The sequence below is a fragment of the Streptomyces sp. YIM 130001 genome (genome assembly GCF_003574445.1).
Lineage (GTDB): Bacteria > Actinomycetota > Actinomycetes > Streptomycetales > Streptomycetaceae > Streptomyces.
Genome location: NZ_KZ984549.1, coordinates 341460 through 356727 on the forward strand (window position 1 = coordinate 341460; position 15268 = coordinate 356727).

Sequence of the window (15268 nt, forward strand, 5' to 3'; positions counted from 1 at the left end):
ATGGAAGAAGGGAATCGTTGGGCATGCGCATCTTCCTCGCCGGTGGCTCCGGCGTCATCGGAAGCAGACTCGTCCCGCAGCTCGCCGAGGCGGGACACCACGTCACCGCCACGACCCGTCGCGCGGAGAACGTCGCACACCTTCGCGAGCGAGGCGCCGCCGAAGGTGTCGTCGTCGACGTCTTCGACGCCCCGCGTCTGGCGGCTGTCGTGCACGAGGCCGCGCCCGACCTCGTACTGCACGAGCTGACCGACCTGGGTGACTTCGACACCGACGCCAACGCACGCATCCGGCGTGCGGGGACGGCGAACCTCGTCGCCGCCGCCGAGGCCGCGGGCGTGGGACGCATGATGGTCCAGAGCATCGCCTGGGCATACGTCCCCGGTGAAGCACCTGCCGTCGAGGACGACCCGATCGAGCCGGGTTCGGCCATCGAGGCGATGGAGGACCTGGTCCGCCGCATGCCTCGGGCCACTGTCCTCCGGTACGGCATGCTGTACGGCCCGGGTACCTGGTACGCACCCGGGGCTCGGATGGCCGAGGCGGTGACTGCCGGTCTGGTGCCGGCAACTCCGGCGATCACGTCCTTCGTCCATCTCGACGATGTGATCACCGCGACCGTGCAGGCGATCGACTGGCCCGCGGGCGCGTACAACATCGTGGACGACGAGCCCGCTCCGGCGACCGAGTGGCTGCCCCGCTACGCCGCCGGTCTCGCCGCACCCGCGCCGAAGGTCACCGCACTCCCGGAGGAGACGCCGAGAGGCCGTGGCGCTGCCAACGCGAAAGCCCGCGCAGCGGGCTGGAATCCGAAGTACGCGTCCTGGCGGCAGGGATTCCCACACCCGTAACCGGCCTGCCCAGTCATGGCCGAGGGGCGGCACAGCATGAATGCTGTGCCGCCCCTCGGCCACTTCATGCCGGGCGTGGATGACGCAGGTGCGCGCGCTCCGCGAGTTCGTCCGCACTCACGAACGTCAGCATTTCCTCGCCCGGCGCACAGACCATCACGGCGATGAAAACGCTCCGGGCGTCGGAGAGGTTGTTCGCAGCCTGATAGTGGATGACATCGCCACCAGGCTCCCAGAACGCCTCCCCCGCGCGGATCACGCGTTCAGGCTCCCCTTCGAGCTCGAAGACGAGCTCCCCCTCGACGAGGTAGGCGAAGACCGGTCCGGAATGACGGTGCGGCGGCGACCCCTGCGATCCGGGCTCGAGTTCGATGCGGACGGTCATGACATGCGACGGGCCGATGCCCTTTTCGAGATGGGCCTGGTCCAGCAATCGATAGTCGGCGTTATCAGCCATGTCTGATGCTCCTCTCGGGACGACGGGTTCGTCCGTTTCCCTTGATGACCGCCGCCGGACCCGGAATGTGAGGTGCGTCCACCGCGTCAATCAGTGCGCCGGGGGCGGGAACGCCGGCCGTACACGGTGACCAGGCCATAGGCCGTATAGCCGACGAACGCACCGACGACCGCGAACGCCACCATCTGGATCCAGAAAGCATCCCGGGCGGTCAGCACAGCATGGAGGGGGTTGGAGTCCGCCTTCGCGTTCCCGAGCGCGAATCTCACGACGCCGGACATCGGCGCCCCGTCGCCGGAGACGCTGCGCCAGCGCACCTCGTAGCGACCGTCGGGGATATCCGACCGCACCCCGGACGAGACGACCGCGGCGTCCACGACCGCCGATCCCGCCGCCCAGTTCTTCCCCTGTTCGTCGGCCAGGGTGACCTTCGCGCCGATGTCCTTCACCGGTTCCGCGAACCTCAGCTCGATCTGCGGAGGCATCGACGCAAGGTGCTCGCCGAGCTGCGGCGTGCTCGACTGCAGCGCGCTGTGCGCCGAAACGCCGTGGGCCGGCATCAGGACCGACAACACGACCGACAAAGCGGTCGCGACGAACAACCCTCGCCGAAGGCGCCCGTGGACCTGACTCGCTGCTGCACACATATGGCCTCGCCAGCTTCGATTCGACAGCGGTCTCACCGGTTACGACCGAACAGCGCACCCGAATGTGAGCCGAACCGCCGATCAGGAGTGCAACCTCACGAAACGACGTCCTACGTAGTCATATCCAATGGAACCGCGCGAACGGTGCCGAGCACGCGCCTGCGAAGCGAGCCGCGCACAGTGGAGGAGAAACCCCATGACCGTCTTCATCCGGATCGGGCTCGCCATCCTGTTCCTCGACGAAATCGTGGTCGGGGGGTGGAACGCGATCTCACCGGACACCTTCTACCGCAATTTCCCGACCGTCGACCTGACCCCGCCTTTCAGCGAGCACTACGCCCGCGACTTCGGCGGCGCAACCCTCGGCATCGCGCTACTGCTCGGCATCGCGTTCGTCAAACCGAAGGCGCACTTCGTCGTCCCCGCCTCGCTGGCCTATTCGCTCTTCTCCGTGCCGCACTTCTTCTACCACCTCGCCCACCTCGAAGGCGCAACGATCGGCGAGGCCATCACCCTCACCGCCGCAAACGCGATCGTGGCGCTCCTGGGAATCGCGATCATCGTCGTCACCACCTCCCGCGACCGCCGCGAACAGCGACGGGAAAACACCTCCACCCCGGCACTCGGGTGACGCCGGGGTGGATGCGGTCGCGCGGATCCTCACCCGCATTCCCCTCAGCCATCGCGAACCATCAGGCGATCCAGACGATGGGGCGCTCAACGACATCGGAGGCACCACATGCCGAGATCCATCGACTCCACCGTCCTGGAACGCGGCGGCGTACGCCTCGACGTGGACGGGCCGCGTGCGAGCATCACCCTCGACCGTCCGGCCTCTTCCAACGCACAGACACCGTCCACCTGGCAGGCGCTCAAGGCGATCGGCGAAGGCCTCGACCCCGAAGTTCTCGTGGTCGTCGTGCGTGGCTCGGGCAGCGACTTCTCCACGGGCCTGGACCGGCGCATGCTCGCCGGCGGCATCCCGGGAGAGACGGACATCGCCGGGATCGCCGGGCTCGGACCGCAGGACGGTGCGGACGTGATCGCCGAATTCCAGGCAGGCTTCCGGTGGTTGCGGGATCCGGACCGGGTGACGATCGCGGCCGTGTCCGGTTCGGCGGTCGGTGCCGGCTTCCACCTGGCCCTCGCCTGCGACATCCGTGTCGTGGCGGAGGACGCGGCGTTCGTGATGCCGGAGGCCTCGTTCGGACTGGTACCCGACTTGGGCGGCACCTTGCCGCTGGTACGAACCGTCGGCTACGCGCGGGCCGCGGAGATCTGTGTGACCGGCCGACCGGTCGCGGCCCCGGAGGCCCTGCGCATCGGATTGGCCAACTCCGTCGTACCGGTGGACGAACTGGGCTCCCATGCCGATGAACTGGCCCGATCGATCACGCAGTCCATGCCGGGCGCCGTACGCGAGACACTCGCCTTGCTCGACGCCGCGGCGGCCGGCAACGCGGCCGACGAGCAGGTGGAGTCGGAACGCTCCGCCCAGCTGCGCCGCCTCACGGAACTCGCCGCACTGGCCCGGCAGTCGAACTGACGGGTAGACGGGCTGACGGGCTGACGGGCTGACGGGCTGACGGGCTGACGGGCTGACGGGCTGACGGGCTCGATGCTCCACGTGCCGTGCCCGTCAGGGCCAGGAAGCCAGCTTCTCCGGGTTCAAGGTGAGCCACACATCAGTGATGCGGCCCCGCACGACGTGCAGTGAGACGACACCGCGCACCACGCCGTCCGCGCGGCAGACGAGCGCCGGACGGCGCCCCGCGTTCTCCAGGGTGACGGCCAGGTGGGATTCCCGCCGGAACACGCCGACCAGATATCGCGCCGTCCGGTCCGCTCCGTGGATGGGCCTGAGCGCAGCCCTGGCACGGCCGCCGCCGTCCGCACGGGAGACGACCCGCGGGTCCAACAGCTCGGCCAGACAGTCGAGTCGGCCGGTCCGGCACGCCCTCTTGAACTCCTTGACCACCCTCGCGTACTCCAGCGGATGTGCCTCGCTCCTTCGCGTCGAGCCGATGCCGCGGCGAGCCGCCACGGCCAGCGCGCGGCAGCTCTCCGTGCTCCTGCCGACGATGGTGGCGATCTCGGCGAAGGGCACCTTGAACACGTCGTGGAGGACGAACGTCACTCGCTGCGCAGGAGTGAGGGACTCCAGCATGACCAACATTCCCATGGAGATCGAGTCGTCGAGAGCGACTCGATCGGCGGGGTCCTCCGCCAGACGTGAGGGCAGAACGCTGGTCCACACCGCGCTGTCCGGCAGCGGTTCGGGCAGCCACTCACCCGGATACCGCTCCCGGCGGACCCGCGCGGAGCTGAGGTGGTCGAGTCCGATCCGCCCAGCGACCTTCACCAGCCAGGCAGTTGGGGATGTGATCTCCGTGCGGGCGGACTCGGGCATCGCGTACCACCGTGCGTACGTCTCCTGCACGACGTCCTCGGCATCGTGCGTCGAGCCGAGCAGCCGGAAGGCCAACGACATCAGCAGGTTCCGGTCTGGGAGGGCAGTGTCCGTGGCGGGGTCCGGCTGCCCCGCGTCCATTCCCAGCATGAGCGTGCACCCCTACCTGAACGATTGGTGAGTGCACCGTACTGTCTCGTCAGGCCGCATCCCCGGATCCCACTCCCGTTGCTCCTTCCCCTGGGCGATGCCGAGGGTGGCTTCCCCCGTCGGAGGTCGGGCCACGACCGCGGAGACGGCTCACGACACGTGACCGGTGGGCTCGAGCGGTACGGGGGTGAACATCTCCGGTTCGTCGTCCGGGTCCACTGCCGTCGGGCCGTAGAGCCAGTCGACGAACGTGTAGTCGTGGACATCGCGGTTCCGCAGGAGGTTGTTGCGCCGTTGTCGGTCCTGGCCGTCGAGATGCCACAGCCGACCCCATGATCGCGATGTCGTGACCACGCGTCGGCAGTGTTCCGGTCTCACTGCCTCGTACGCGGCCAGGACGGCGTCCCAGTCGACGGCGTCGCTTTTGCGCCGTTGCCTCGCGACGTGTTCGCCACGATCCGCCGCAACGGGTTCGCCCTGAACCAGGAACGTTCCGAAGGCGGCGTCGTCGCCATCGGTGTGCCCGTTCGCACCGCCGACGGCATCGCGGTCGCGGGCCTGTCCGTATCGATGCCCGGCGTCCGCTACGACCCGCACCACCTGCGTTTCACGGTGCGTACGCTCCGGGCCGCTGCCGACGACCTCGAGCATGCCCTCACTCTGGACGAGTGAGGGGCTCGGTCGGCCGACAGCCCGGAACCGGTGGGCAGTTGACCGGCTGAGGGGCAACCTCCCCCCGTCTCGGCTCGCGGCCGCGATCAGCGTCAGCGGAACGCGGGAATGCCGGTGAGGGCCCGCCCGATGCTGAGGGTGTGCATCTCTTCGGTGCCTTCGTACGTCGATACCGTCTCGAGGTTGTTCATGTGGCGCATCACGGTGTGATCCAGCGTGATGCCGGCCGCGCCGAGCATGCCTCGCGCGGTGCGCGCGACGTCGAGCGCCACCCGGACGTTGGCCAGCTTTCCGTGGCTGACCTGTTCAGGGGTGATGCGGTCGGCGTCCTTGAGCCGGCCCAGTTGCACGGCGGTGAGGCCGGCGTTGGTCACCGCGATCGACATGTCGGCCAGCTTGCGCTGGGTGAGCTGGAACGAGGCCAGTGGTTTCCCGAACTGGGAGCGGGCGAGGGTGTATTCGAGCGCCTCCTCGAAGCACGCGCGAGCGGCGCCCGCAGCACCCCAGAGGATCCCGTACCTCGCCTCGTTCAGGCAGGACAGCGGCCCCTTCAGGCCGCGGACCTCGGGAAGGGCCGCGGAAGCGGGAAGCCTGACCTCGTCGAGGGACAGCTCTGCGGTGACCGATGCGCGCAAGGAGAGCTTGCGCGGGATCTCGTGCGCGGCGAAACCCGGTGTGTCGGTGGGGACCACGAATCCGCGGACCCCGTCGTCGGTCTGCGCCCAGACGACGGCCACCTGGGCGAGAGTGCCGTTCGTGATCCACATCTTGGATCCGTTGAGCACCCAGTCCTCGCCGTCGCGCTGCGCGGACGTACGCATCGAGCCGGGGTCGCTGCCGGCGTCGGACTCGGTCAGGCCGAAGCAGCCGATCGCGTCGCCGGCGGCCATCCGGGGCAGCCACTCCTGGCGGTGTTCCTCGGTACCCCACCGGTGGAGGGCGAACATGGCCAGCGATCCCTGCACGGAGACCAGGCTCCGCAGTCCGGAGTCGACCGCTTCGAGTTCGCGGCAGGCGACGCCGTACGCCGTGGCCGAGGTGCCGGCGCAGCCGTAGCCGTCGAGATGCATCCCGAGGACGCCGAGCTCACCGAGGCCCTTGGCGACCTCGGTCGGGATGGTGCCGCGTTCGTACCAATCGGCTACGTGCGGGGCCAGTTCGGCGCGGGCGTAGTCGCGCACGGTCCGGCCGATCTCGCGTTCCTCCTCGCCGAGAAGACTCTCGGTCTCGAGGAAGTCCGCGCGGTTCGTCGGGTTCATCACTGCCCCTTCCAGACGGGTGGGCGTCCGGAGTTGAACGCCGCGTGGAACTCGGCGTGATCGTCGGTGGTCATCAGCAGTGCCTGCGTCATGGCGTCGAGTTCCATCGCCGACGACATCGACATGTCGAGCTCGCGCGTGAGCAGTGATTTGGTCTGGGACAGCGCCAGGGTCGGGCCGTCGGCCAGCCGGCCCGCGAGGGTGTCCACGGCCTCGTCCAGCGCGTCGTCGTCGACGAGTCGGGAGACGAGTCCGTACCGGTCGGCCTCCTCGGCGCCGATCGTGTCGCCCAGCATGAGCAGCGATGTGGCGCGGCTGAGCCCGACGATGCGCGGGAGCAGGTAGGCGGCGCCCATGTCGCCGCCCGAGAGCCCCACCTTCGTGAAGAGGAAGGCGAAGCGGCCGGACCGGCCGACGACGCGGAAGTCGGCGGCGAGAGCCACGACCGCGCCGGCACCGGCGGCCATTCCGTGGACCTTGACGATGATCGGGATCGGGCACTCGCGCATGGCGCGGATGACGTCCCCGGTCATCTTGGTGAACTTCATGAGGTCGTCGGCCTTCATGGCGATCAGTTCGCCGATGATCTCGTTGACGTCGCCGCCGCCGCAGAAGCCGCGTCCCTCGCCCTGGATGACCAGGACCTTGACCCCGGGGTGATGGGGCAGCTCGGCCAGCAGGTCGCGCAGGTCGGCGTAGGCCTCGAAGGTCAGCGCGTTGAGCTTGTCCGGACGGTTGAGTGTCACTGTCGCCACGGCGCCCTGCACGGCAAAGTCGAAGTGCTCCCAGTTCGTGGTCAGCGGAGCGGATGCGCGGAAGCGCGTCATTCGGGTTTCCTTTCCTTGAGCAGTTCACGGGCGATGATGGATCGCTGCACCTCGGAGGCGCCTTCGTAGATCCGTGGCGCCCGGACGTCTCGATAGAGGTGCTCGAGTACGTGCCCGCGCTGGAGCGCCCGGGCACCGTGCAGCTGCACGCACTGGTCGACGATGGTCTGGGCCGCCTCGGTGGCGAACAGCTTGGCCATCGCTGCGGATTTGGTCACCTCACCACGCGGCGCCCCGTCGTCGTAGGCGCGGGCGGCGCGGTGCACGAGAAGCCGGGACGCTTCCAGTTGAGTGGCCAGGTCGGCCAGCGTGTGGCGGATTGCCTGCTGGTCGGCGAGCGTCGCCCCGTAGGCGCGGCGCGTGGCGACGTGGTCGAGGGTGACGTCGAGTGCGCACTGGGCCATCCCCACCGCGAACGCTCCGACACTGGGCCGGAAGAGGTCGAGGGTGCGCATGGCGACCCGGAATCCCGCGTCGACCTCGCCGAGTACGTCCTGTGGTCCGACACGGACCCCGTCGAAGACGAGTCGACCGATGGGATGAGGTGAGAGCAGGTCGAGGTGCTCGCCGGTGAGGCCCTCGGCGGCTCCGTCGACCGCGAACGCGGTGACACCCCGGGCCCCGGCGCCCTGCGTGGTCCTGGCGAACACGGAGTAGACGTCTGCCTCGGGTGCGTTGGAGATCCACAGCTTCTCGCCGGTCAACCGCCAGCCGTCGCCGTCCCGTTCGGCACGCAGATCCAGACCGGCGGCGTCCGAGCCGGCCTGCGGCTCCGACAGGGCGAACGCGGCGACCGTGTCTCCCGTGACCACTCCGGGAATCCAGCGCTCGATGGTTCCGGGGCCGCCCGACTGGAGGATCGGATAGCTGCCGAGACCCTGCAGAGCCAGCGCCGTCTCGGCCTCCGACGACACACCCGCGAGGGTCTCCCGCAGCAGGCACAGCTGAAGTGCGGCGGCGTCCTTGGGAGGTTCCGGCGGCGAGCCTCCGAACAGGTCACGCAGCAGTCCGTGCCGGCCCATCGCCGCGAGCAGCGGCCGGTTCACCCTGCCTTCCGCCGCCTTGCCGACGAGCGGAAGCAGCTGATGCACCGCCAACTCGCGTACGTGATCCGTGTAAGCCCGCTGGTCGGCATCCAGTTCCTTCATCGCGATCCCTCCTCGGCCGGGCGCCACCTGGCATGTCGAGTCTCGTGCTCGCCCTCCCGGACGAGCTGCAGCCGCGGCCGGGGGCCGTCGGTGCGGCCGGTCTGCGGCTTGCGCCGGCCCGCCCGCCACGGATCCGGCCAGACGGCGCCCTGCCCTGCGTAGTCCTGTTCCAGGGCGGCGTGCAACGTCCAGTTCGGGTCGTACAGGTGGACACGGCCCAGCGCGCAGAGGTCCGCCCGGCCGGCCAGGAGGAGCGAATTCACGTCGTCGTAGGAGGAGATCACGCCGACGGCGATGGTGGGCAGACCGACCTGATTGCGGATCCTGTCGGCGAACGGTGTCTGGTACGAGCGTCCGAACGCGGGCGTCTCCTCGGGGCTGACCTGTCCGGAGGACACGTCGATCGCCGCGGCACCGGCGGCCTTGAACGCCGCGGCGACGGTGACGGCGTCCTCAGCGGTGATGCCGCCGTCGACCCAGTCGGTGGCGGAGATGCGTACCGTCATCGGCTTGTGCGCCGGCCACACCTCGCGCATCGCGGTGAACACCTCGAGCGGGTAGCGCAGCCGCCCCTGCAGATCGCCGCCGTAGCCGTCGTTGCGGCGGTTGGTCAGGGGCGAGATGAACGACGAGAGCAAGTAGCCGTGCGCGCAGTGCAGTTCGAGGAGGTCGAACCCGGCCGCGTCCGCGCGCCGCGCCGCATCGACGAAGTCCTGCTCGATCGCGCGCAGGTCGGCGGTGGTCAGCTCACGCGGCACCTGGTTGACTCCCGGCCGGTATGCCAGCGGCGAGGGGGCGACGACCTCCCAGTTCCCGTCGTCGAGGGGCTGGTCGATGCCCTCCCACATCACTCGGGTCGAGCCCTTCCGGCCGGAGTGGCCCACCTGGATGCCGACCTTGGCGGCGCTCTCGCGGTGCACGAAGTCGGTCAACCGCCGCCAGACACCGGCCTGTTCGTCCGTCCAGATTCCGGTGCAGCCGGGGGTGATCCGGCCGGTCGCACTCACGCAGACCATCTCCGTCATCACCAGGCCGGCGCCGCCCAGGGCCTTGCCGCCGAGGTGCACCAGGTGGAAGTCGTCCGGCACCCCCTCGTCGGCGCGGTACATGTCCATCGGGGACACCATGACGCGGTTGACCAGATCCAGCTCACCGAGCCGGAACGGCTGGAACATCGGCGGAGCGTCGCAGACGGGCCGGTCCAGTGCCGCGGCGTTGTCCTCGGCGAACCAGGTGGTGACGTCCTCGACGAACTCGGGATCGCGCAGCCGAAGGTTGTCGTACGTGACGCGCCGGCTGCGCGTCATGATGTTGAAGGCGAACTGCAGCGGATCCTGGTCGACGTACTGGCCGAGGTTCTCGAACCATTCCAGGCTGGCCTGTGCCGCACGCTGGGTGGACAGGACGACGGCCTTCCGCTCGGCCTCGTACTCGGTGAGCGCCGTGTCGACGGTGTCGTGTTCGTGCAGGCAGGCGGCGAGTGCCAGCGCGTCCTCCATCGCCAGCTTGGTGCCGGAACCGATGGAGAAGTGGGCCGTGTGCGCGGCGTCGCCGAGCAGGATGACGTTGCCGCGGCGCCAGTGCTCGTTGCGGACCGTGGTGAAGTCGATCCATTTGGAGTTGTTCGCCTTCACCTCGTGGCCGTCGAGTACGTCCCCGAACAGCTCTCGCACGTACGCGATCGACTTCTCGTCGGACTCACCGGGGGCGAGGTCACGCGTGGCGAGAGCGTCGAATCCGGCGGCGTGCCAGACCTTCTCGTTCATCTCCACGATGAACGTGCTGCCGCGGGCGTCGAACGGATAGCCGTGCACCTGCATCACGCCGTGCGGAGTCTCGCGGATGTAGAACTTGAAGGCGTCGAAGACCTTGTCGGTGCCGAGCCACATGTACTTGCAGGCCCTGCGCTCGAGGCTGGGCCCGAAATCGTCGGCATACGTCGAGCGAACCGTCGAGTTCAGCCCGTCCGCCGCGACAACCAGGTCATGCGTGTCCGCGAGTGTCTCGACGCTCGGCGCCTCGGTGAGGAAGTGCACGCTCACACCGAGTTCGGCGCAGCGTTGCTGGAGGATCTGCAGCAGTCGCTTGCGGCTGATCGCGGCGAACCCGTGGCCACCGCTGGTGACGGTCCGGTCCCGGAAGTGCACGTCGATGTCGTCCCAGCGCGCGAACTCCCGCTCCATGAGCCGGTATATCTCCGGGTCGGCGTGCTCGATTCCGCCCAGCGTCTCGTCGGAGAAGACCACCCCGAAGCCGAAGGTGTCGTCGGCCGCGTTGCGCTCCCAGACCGTGATGTCGTGGTGCGGCCCGAGCTGTTTGGCGAGTGCCGCGAAGTACAGCCCTCCGGGGCCGCCTCCCATGATCGCGATGCGCAAGGTTCCTCCCGATCGGATTGTCGTGAACAGTTGACGGCGGCCTGTCAGGGCGCCGGAGCCTCGTCACACCGCTGAGGGCGAAGTCCCGGATCTGTCAGGTGCGGTGGGGGAAGGAACGTCGGGGGAAGGGCCGTCCGGCGATCGGCCCTCGCGCAGCCGGAAGCGCTGGATCTTGCCGGTCGCACTCTTGGGCAGGCTGGTTCGGAAGTCGATCCTGCGCGGGTACTTGTAGGGCGCTATCCGCTGCTTCACGAACTGCTGCAGCTCGCCGGCCTTGGCGGCGTCGCCGACCACATCGTCGTGCAGGACGATCACTGCGCTGACGAGCTGTCCTCTCGCCTCGTCCGGCAGACCGACGACGGCGCACTCGCGGACGTCCGCGTGGGCGAGCAGCGCTTCCTCCACTTCGGGCCCGGCGATGTTGTAGCCGGAGGAGACGATCATGTCGTCGTTGCGGGCCTGGTAGTGGAAGTAGCCGTCGGTGTCCTCGACAAATGTGTCGCCGGTGATGTTCCACCCGTTCTGTACGTACACCTCTTGCCGGGGGTCGGTCAGGTAACGGCAGCCGGTAGGGCCTTTGACGGCCAGTCTGCCCGGTGTGCCCGGCGGTTGCGGGGCGCCGTTCTCGTCGAGGACCGCGGCGAGGTATCCCGGCACCGGGCGGCCGGTCGCGCCGGCTCTGATGTCGTCGTCGGCGGCGGAGATGAAGATGTGGAGCATCTCCGTCGCGCCGATCCCGTCGATGAGCTTGATGCCCGTGGCCTCGTGCACCGCATGCCAGGTCGCGGCGGGCAGATGCTCGCCCGCCGACACCGCCCGGCGCAGCGTGGCGAGCTGACCGGCTCGGCCCGCCGCGAGCATCGCCCGGTAGGCCGTGGGGGCGGTGAAGCAGACGGAGATCCCGTGCTCGGCGATCAGATCGGCCAGTTCCTCCGGAGTCGCCTTCTCGACCAGCAGGGTGGAGGCGCCGGCCCGGAGCGGGAAGACCACCAGACCGCCCAGGCCGAAGGTGAATGCCAGGGGTGGCGTGCCGGTGAAGACGTCCTGCGGCTCCGGGCGCAGGACGTGCGCCGAAAAGGTGTCGGCGATCGCGAGCACGTCGCGGTGGAAATGCATGGTCGCCTTGGGCCGGCCGGTGGTTCCCGAGGTGAACCCGAGCAGCACCACGTCGTCGGCCGCGGTGTCGACGGGCGTGAAGGACTCGGGCTTGCGCGCGGCGGCGGCGAGTCCGGCTTCGTCTCCGTACTCCACGACGCGGAGCCCGGGGATGTCGGCGCCGCGAAGCTCGTCGACGTAACGGAAGTCGCACAGGGCCAGATCGACGGACGCGATGTCGGCGATGACCCTGAGTTCCCCGCCCCGCAACAGCGGCATCGTGGAGACGGCCACCGCGCCGGCTTTGATCACGCCGAACCAGCAGACCACGGCCCAGGGGGTGTTCGGGCCGCGCAGCAGCACCCGGTTGCCCGGCACGATCCCGTAGTCGTCGATGAGCAGTTGGGCGACCTGGTTGGAGACTCGGCGCACGTCCCCGTACGTCCAGGGCGCTTCGCCCGGCGCGAGCAGGCACGGCCGGTCGGGGCCGAGGCGTTCGGCCATGACGTCGACCAGCTCTGCCGCGCAGTTGAGGCGCTCGGGATAGCGGAGCCCGGGGACTTCGAGGAATTCCGGCCACTCGGATTCGGGCGGGAGATTGTCGCGACAGAATGTGTCTGCGTGCGCGGACGTTGACAGCACCATCAATGTCTCCTCGCGGTATCAGTCGGGCAGAATCGCGTGCCCCTGCACTTCGACCAGGGCCTCTTGGTCCCACAGCCGTGCCACGCCGATTCCCGCCATGGCCGGATAGCCGTTGCCCATCAGCCGTTTCCACACCGCACCGATCTCACGGGAGTGTGCGCGGTAGTCGTCCATGTCGACGATGTAGACCGTCAGACTGGCCAAGTCCGCCGGCGCCCCTCCTGCCGCGGCGAGCGCGACCAGGAGATTTCCCAGCGCCTTCTCGAACTGGCCCACCACACCGTCTCCGACGATGCGGCCGGTGTCGTCGAGCGCGGTCTGCCCGGCGAGAAAGACGACCTTTCCCGACCCCACCGCGGCGTGCGAGAAACCGCTGGGACGCCCGAGCTCGGGCGGATTGACGAATTCGAGGCTCATGACTGCACTCCCCCGCCATCGATATTGATTCCTTGGCCGTTGACAGCCGCGTTGGTCACACACAACCAGACGGTTTCCGCGACCTCTTCGACGCTGACCAGCCGGGCGTTGGGCTGCTTGGCGGCCAGAGTCGCGTGGACGTCCTCGGCATTCCGTCCCGTATTCGAGACGATTTCGGCGACGGTGCGCTCCGTCATGGGTGTTTCGACGTATCCGGGGCAGACCGCGTTGACGGTTATCCCGCTCCTGGCGAGTTCGGCGGCGGCGGAGCGCACCACACCCAGCACACCGTGCTTGCTCGCCGTATAGGCGCTGATGTAGGGCTCGCCGTGTTTCGCGGCCACCGAGGCGACCACGACGACGCGTCCCCACCGCCGCTCGGACATTCCCGGAACCGCCCGGCGCAGGCATCTGAACGGCGCCGTGAGATTCAGGTCGAGCATGGCCGCCCACATCTCGTCGGTCGTCTTCGCGATCGGCGCGGAAGCACCGGCTCCGGCGTTCAGGACCAGCACACCGGCTCCGCCCCAGGCCCGTTCCACGGACTCGAACGTTCGGTCGATGCCCTCGGGGGAAGTGATGTCGGCGGGCAGCACCAGCGTCTCCCCGGGGCACAGCTCGGCGGTCTCCCGCAGTTCGTCCTCGCTCCGCGCGGTCAGGGCGACGCGGCACCCCTCGGCGCTGAGCTTCCTGGCCACAGCGCGACCGATCCCGCGCCCGGCGCCGGTCACTATCGCTACGTCCTTCAACAGATCCACACTCAAAACGTGGCACGCTTCTGTGACGGTCGTCAAGAGCGCGACATACACCGGGGTGGTCACGCGGCCCTGGCGGAGGGGAGCTGGACTCCGGATCGCTGCAACAGCGCAGGGTGATCTCGTCCACGGAGTTGTTCGGCGAGGAGGCCGCGGGAGGGTTCTACCTCCGCTCGGTCCCCGGCTTCGGCCCCGCCGAGGACGTCGAGGCGCATCGGTGGGTCGTGCTCACCGAACCCCGCGACGGGGAGGGTGACGCGACCGTGACGACGGTGCCGCGGGACAGGAAGCTGCAGAGGATCCGCAGGAAGCTCCACCCCAAGGCGGCGCGAAGAGGCGCGCGATGAGCCGGCCGAGGATCACCCCGCGACGCGCGGAGGGCCGATCATGACCGGACCGCGGAGCCAGGGTGGCGGCGGGATCGACCTCCGATGGCGCCGGCGGCTCCGCCGTCACCGACGATCCCACTCGGGCGAGCACAGTGGGCTTCAGCCACGACGGAGGAAGCAGTGTCCCTGGCCTGCACCGGATCAGCCCCGACCTCGCGTTCGTGCGCGAGGTGTTGCACATTCTCATAGCGCCGGACGGCCACACGACGTACAACGAGAAGTTCTCCCGTCGCGAGCAGGAGCGGAGCGGCAATGACCGATCAACAGGCAGCGAAGCCGAACCCCCGCATCGGTGGACGACCGTCCCTCCCCCGACGGGTCTGGAGCGCCATCGTTCGCGAGTCCGCCCCACCGCCGATACCGCGCCCCGCTCCGGGCGAGGAACAGCTCGCCGGAGGGCATCTCGCCGTCGGCGTGATCGACGACGCGATCGAGGACGGGCCGGGCAGTGACGTGCAGGGGTCCGACACGCTCGTCATCAGCGCCGAGGTACCGGGACAGGTGACCCTCCACCGCAGGGTCACCTGTCCACTGCCGATGCCCGGCAGTGGACGCCGACTTGTCGACCGAACCATCACCTTCCGTCACGCGACTCTTGATCCCTGCTTCGTGAACGACGTGCTCGTCGTCCGGTGGCCCGACGAGGTCACCAGAGCCCTGGAACCGTTCCGCCCGACAGGGCCCGGAGCACTGCGCGCACGGGCATGGAGATTCCTTTCCGGGTGCGGTGCGGTGATCGCAGTGGGCGGGATCCTGCTTACGGTGGTGACGCTCATCGGCGTGATCTTCACCGGCGGGGCGCTGTTCGCCGACCTCCCTGCATGGTTCCGGCCCGGCGTCGCGCTGACGGCGAGCATGAGTGCGGCGGTGCTGGGGCCCATCGCGTACGTCATCTGCGAGTCACGCGTCCACCGTGTGCCGTCGGAAGGTCGGCAGTGAAGAGGGTGGGACACACGGTGCCCCCATTCCCCGGGGCCGGCCGCACCTGCCGCGCTCGGCGATCGGGGCCGCGATGCTCCGGGCACCAGGGGAATTCGCCATAGCGGCCCTCCTACCGCAACAGCTGAGGCGACACCGCAACTCGATCGCCTCCCGACGGCGTTCGCCGGTGTCGAGAGCCGACCACCCGTGGAACTGGGCAAACGACTGGAGACGGGCCGACTCCGGCGTG

Annotated in this window: 17 protein-coding genes; 6 read left to right on the top strand and 11 right to left on the bottom strand. The window is 69.0% G+C overall.

What is annotated here, in order from left to right; all coding sequences use genetic code 11:
• The first annotated feature begins 23 nt into the window (after nucleotides 1-23).
• Nucleotides 24-851, top strand: coding sequence for an NAD-dependent epimerase/dehydratase family protein (locus DSC45_RS04670; RefSeq protein ID WP_119287354.1), 828 nt, complete (start codon nucleotides 24-26; stop codon nucleotides 849-851).
• Between the two features lie 64 nt (nucleotides 852-915).
• Here the strand turns inward: DSC45_RS04670 and DSC45_RS04675 are convergent, their stop codons facing one another.
• Together DSC45_RS04675 and DSC45_RS04680 are read right to left on the bottom strand one after the other, a co-directional pair.
• Nucleotides 916-1308 (bottom strand): cupin domain-containing protein, encoded by a 393-nt coding sequence (locus tag DSC45_RS04675; protein WP_119287355.1) that lies wholly within the window; start codon nucleotides 1306-1308, stop codon nucleotides 916-918.
• 86 nt (nucleotides 1309-1394) lie between these two features.
• Nucleotides 1395-1910: a copper resistance CopC family protein gene (locus tag DSC45_RS04680; RefSeq protein WP_162929129.1), complete on the bottom strand. Its 516-nt coding sequence runs from the start codon at nucleotides 1908-1910 to the stop codon at nucleotides 1395-1397.
• A gap of 241 nt (nucleotides 1911-2151) precedes the next feature.
• On the opposite strand from DSC45_RS04680, the gene DSC45_RS04685 reads away from it, so the two are divergent.
• The gene (locus DSC45_RS04685; protein WP_119287359.1) at nucleotides 2152-2586 is read left to right on the top strand and encodes a hypothetical protein; all 435 of its coding nucleotides are present in this window, start codon (nucleotides 2152-2154) and stop codon (nucleotides 2584-2586) included.
• Nucleotides 2587-2694: 108 nt separating this feature from the next.
• On the top strand, nucleotides 2695-3501 hold the full coding sequence (locus DSC45_RS04690; RefSeq protein ID WP_119287361.1) for an enoyl-CoA hydratase/isomerase family protein: 807 nt from the start codon (nucleotides 2695-2697) through the stop codon (nucleotides 3499-3501).
• A 93-nt stretch (nucleotides 3502-3594) separates the two neighbouring features.
• Here DSC45_RS04690 and DSC45_RS04695 read toward each other — a convergent pair whose 3' ends face one another.
• On the bottom strand, nucleotides 3595-4515 hold the full coding sequence (locus DSC45_RS04695) for a sigma-70 family RNA polymerase sigma factor (protein ID WP_240434459.1): 921 nt from the start codon (nucleotides 4513-4515) through the stop codon (nucleotides 3595-3597).
• 150 nt (nucleotides 4516-4665) lie between these two features.
• A complete protein-coding gene (locus DSC45_RS04700) occupies nucleotides 4666-4869 on the bottom strand; it encodes a hypothetical protein (RefSeq protein WP_346426645.1) in 204 nt (67 codons plus the stop codon).
• A gap of 90 nt (nucleotides 4870-4959) precedes the next feature.
• Between DSC45_RS04700 and DSC45_RS04705 the strand changes: the two genes are divergently transcribed.
• A complete protein-coding gene (locus tag DSC45_RS04705) occupies nucleotides 4960-5187 on the top strand; it encodes an IclR family transcriptional regulator domain-containing protein (RefSeq protein WP_240434460.1) in 228 nt (75 codons plus the stop codon).
• 92 nt (nucleotides 5188-5279) lie between these two features.
• On the opposite strand, the gene DSC45_RS04710 is transcribed toward DSC45_RS04705, so the two are convergent.
• The 7 genes from DSC45_RS04710 to DSC45_RS04740 all read right to left on the bottom strand — a co-directional run bounded on the left by DSC45_RS04710 (nucleotide 5280) and on the right by DSC45_RS04740 (nucleotide 13774).
• On the bottom strand, nucleotides 5280-6446 hold the full coding sequence (locus tag DSC45_RS04710) for an acyl-CoA dehydrogenase family protein (RefSeq protein ID WP_119287365.1): 1167 nt from the start codon (nucleotides 6444-6446) through the stop codon (nucleotides 5280-5282).
• Entirely contained in the window at nucleotides 6446-7273 is an 828-nt protein-coding gene (locus DSC45_RS04715) for an enoyl-CoA hydratase family protein (protein ID WP_119287366.1), read from the bottom strand. The genes DSC45_RS04710 and DSC45_RS04715 overlap by 1 nt, the downstream gene beginning before the upstream one ends.
• Complete coding sequence (locus DSC45_RS04720; protein WP_119287368.1) at nucleotides 7270-8421, bottom strand: acyl-CoA dehydrogenase family protein; 1152 nt, start codon at nucleotides 8419-8421, stop codon at nucleotides 7270-7272. The genes DSC45_RS04715 and DSC45_RS04720 overlap by 4 nt, the downstream gene beginning before the upstream one ends.
• A complete protein-coding gene (locus tag DSC45_RS04725) occupies nucleotides 8418-10796 on the bottom strand; it encodes a bifunctional salicylyl-CoA 5-hydroxylase/oxidoreductase (protein WP_119287369.1) in 2379 nt (792 codons plus the stop codon). Before DSC45_RS04725 ends, DSC45_RS04720 begins: the two co-directional genes overlap by 4 nt.
• Nucleotides 10797-10859: 63 nt before the next feature.
• Nucleotides 10860-12536, bottom strand: coding sequence for an AMP-binding protein (locus DSC45_RS04730; RefSeq protein ID WP_119287371.1), 1677 nt, complete (start codon nucleotides 12534-12536; stop codon nucleotides 10860-10862).
• Nucleotides 12537-12554: 18 nt separating this feature from the next.
• Nucleotides 12555-12953: a RidA family protein gene (locus tag DSC45_RS04735; RefSeq protein ID WP_119287373.1), complete on the bottom strand. Its 399-nt coding sequence runs from the start codon at nucleotides 12951-12953 to the stop codon at nucleotides 12555-12557.
• A complete protein-coding gene (locus tag DSC45_RS04740; RefSeq protein WP_205571241.1) occupies nucleotides 12950-13774 on the bottom strand; it encodes an SDR family NAD(P)-dependent oxidoreductase in 825 nt (274 codons plus the stop codon). The genes DSC45_RS04735 and DSC45_RS04740 overlap by 4 nt, the downstream gene beginning before the upstream one ends.
• A 50-nt stretch (nucleotides 13775-13824) precedes the next feature.
• Between DSC45_RS04740 and DSC45_RS04745 the strand changes: the two genes are divergently transcribed.
• On the top strand, nucleotides 13825-14055 hold the full coding sequence (locus DSC45_RS04745; RefSeq protein ID WP_119287377.1) for a hypothetical protein: 231 nt from the start codon (nucleotides 13825-13827) through the stop codon (nucleotides 14053-14055).
• A 294-nt stretch (nucleotides 14056-14349) separates the two neighbouring features.
• Complete coding sequence (locus DSC45_RS04750; protein ID WP_240434461.1) at nucleotides 14350-15036, top strand: hypothetical protein; 687 nt, start codon at nucleotides 14350-14352, stop codon at nucleotides 15034-15036.
• Nucleotides 15037-15268 lie beyond the last annotated feature (232 nt).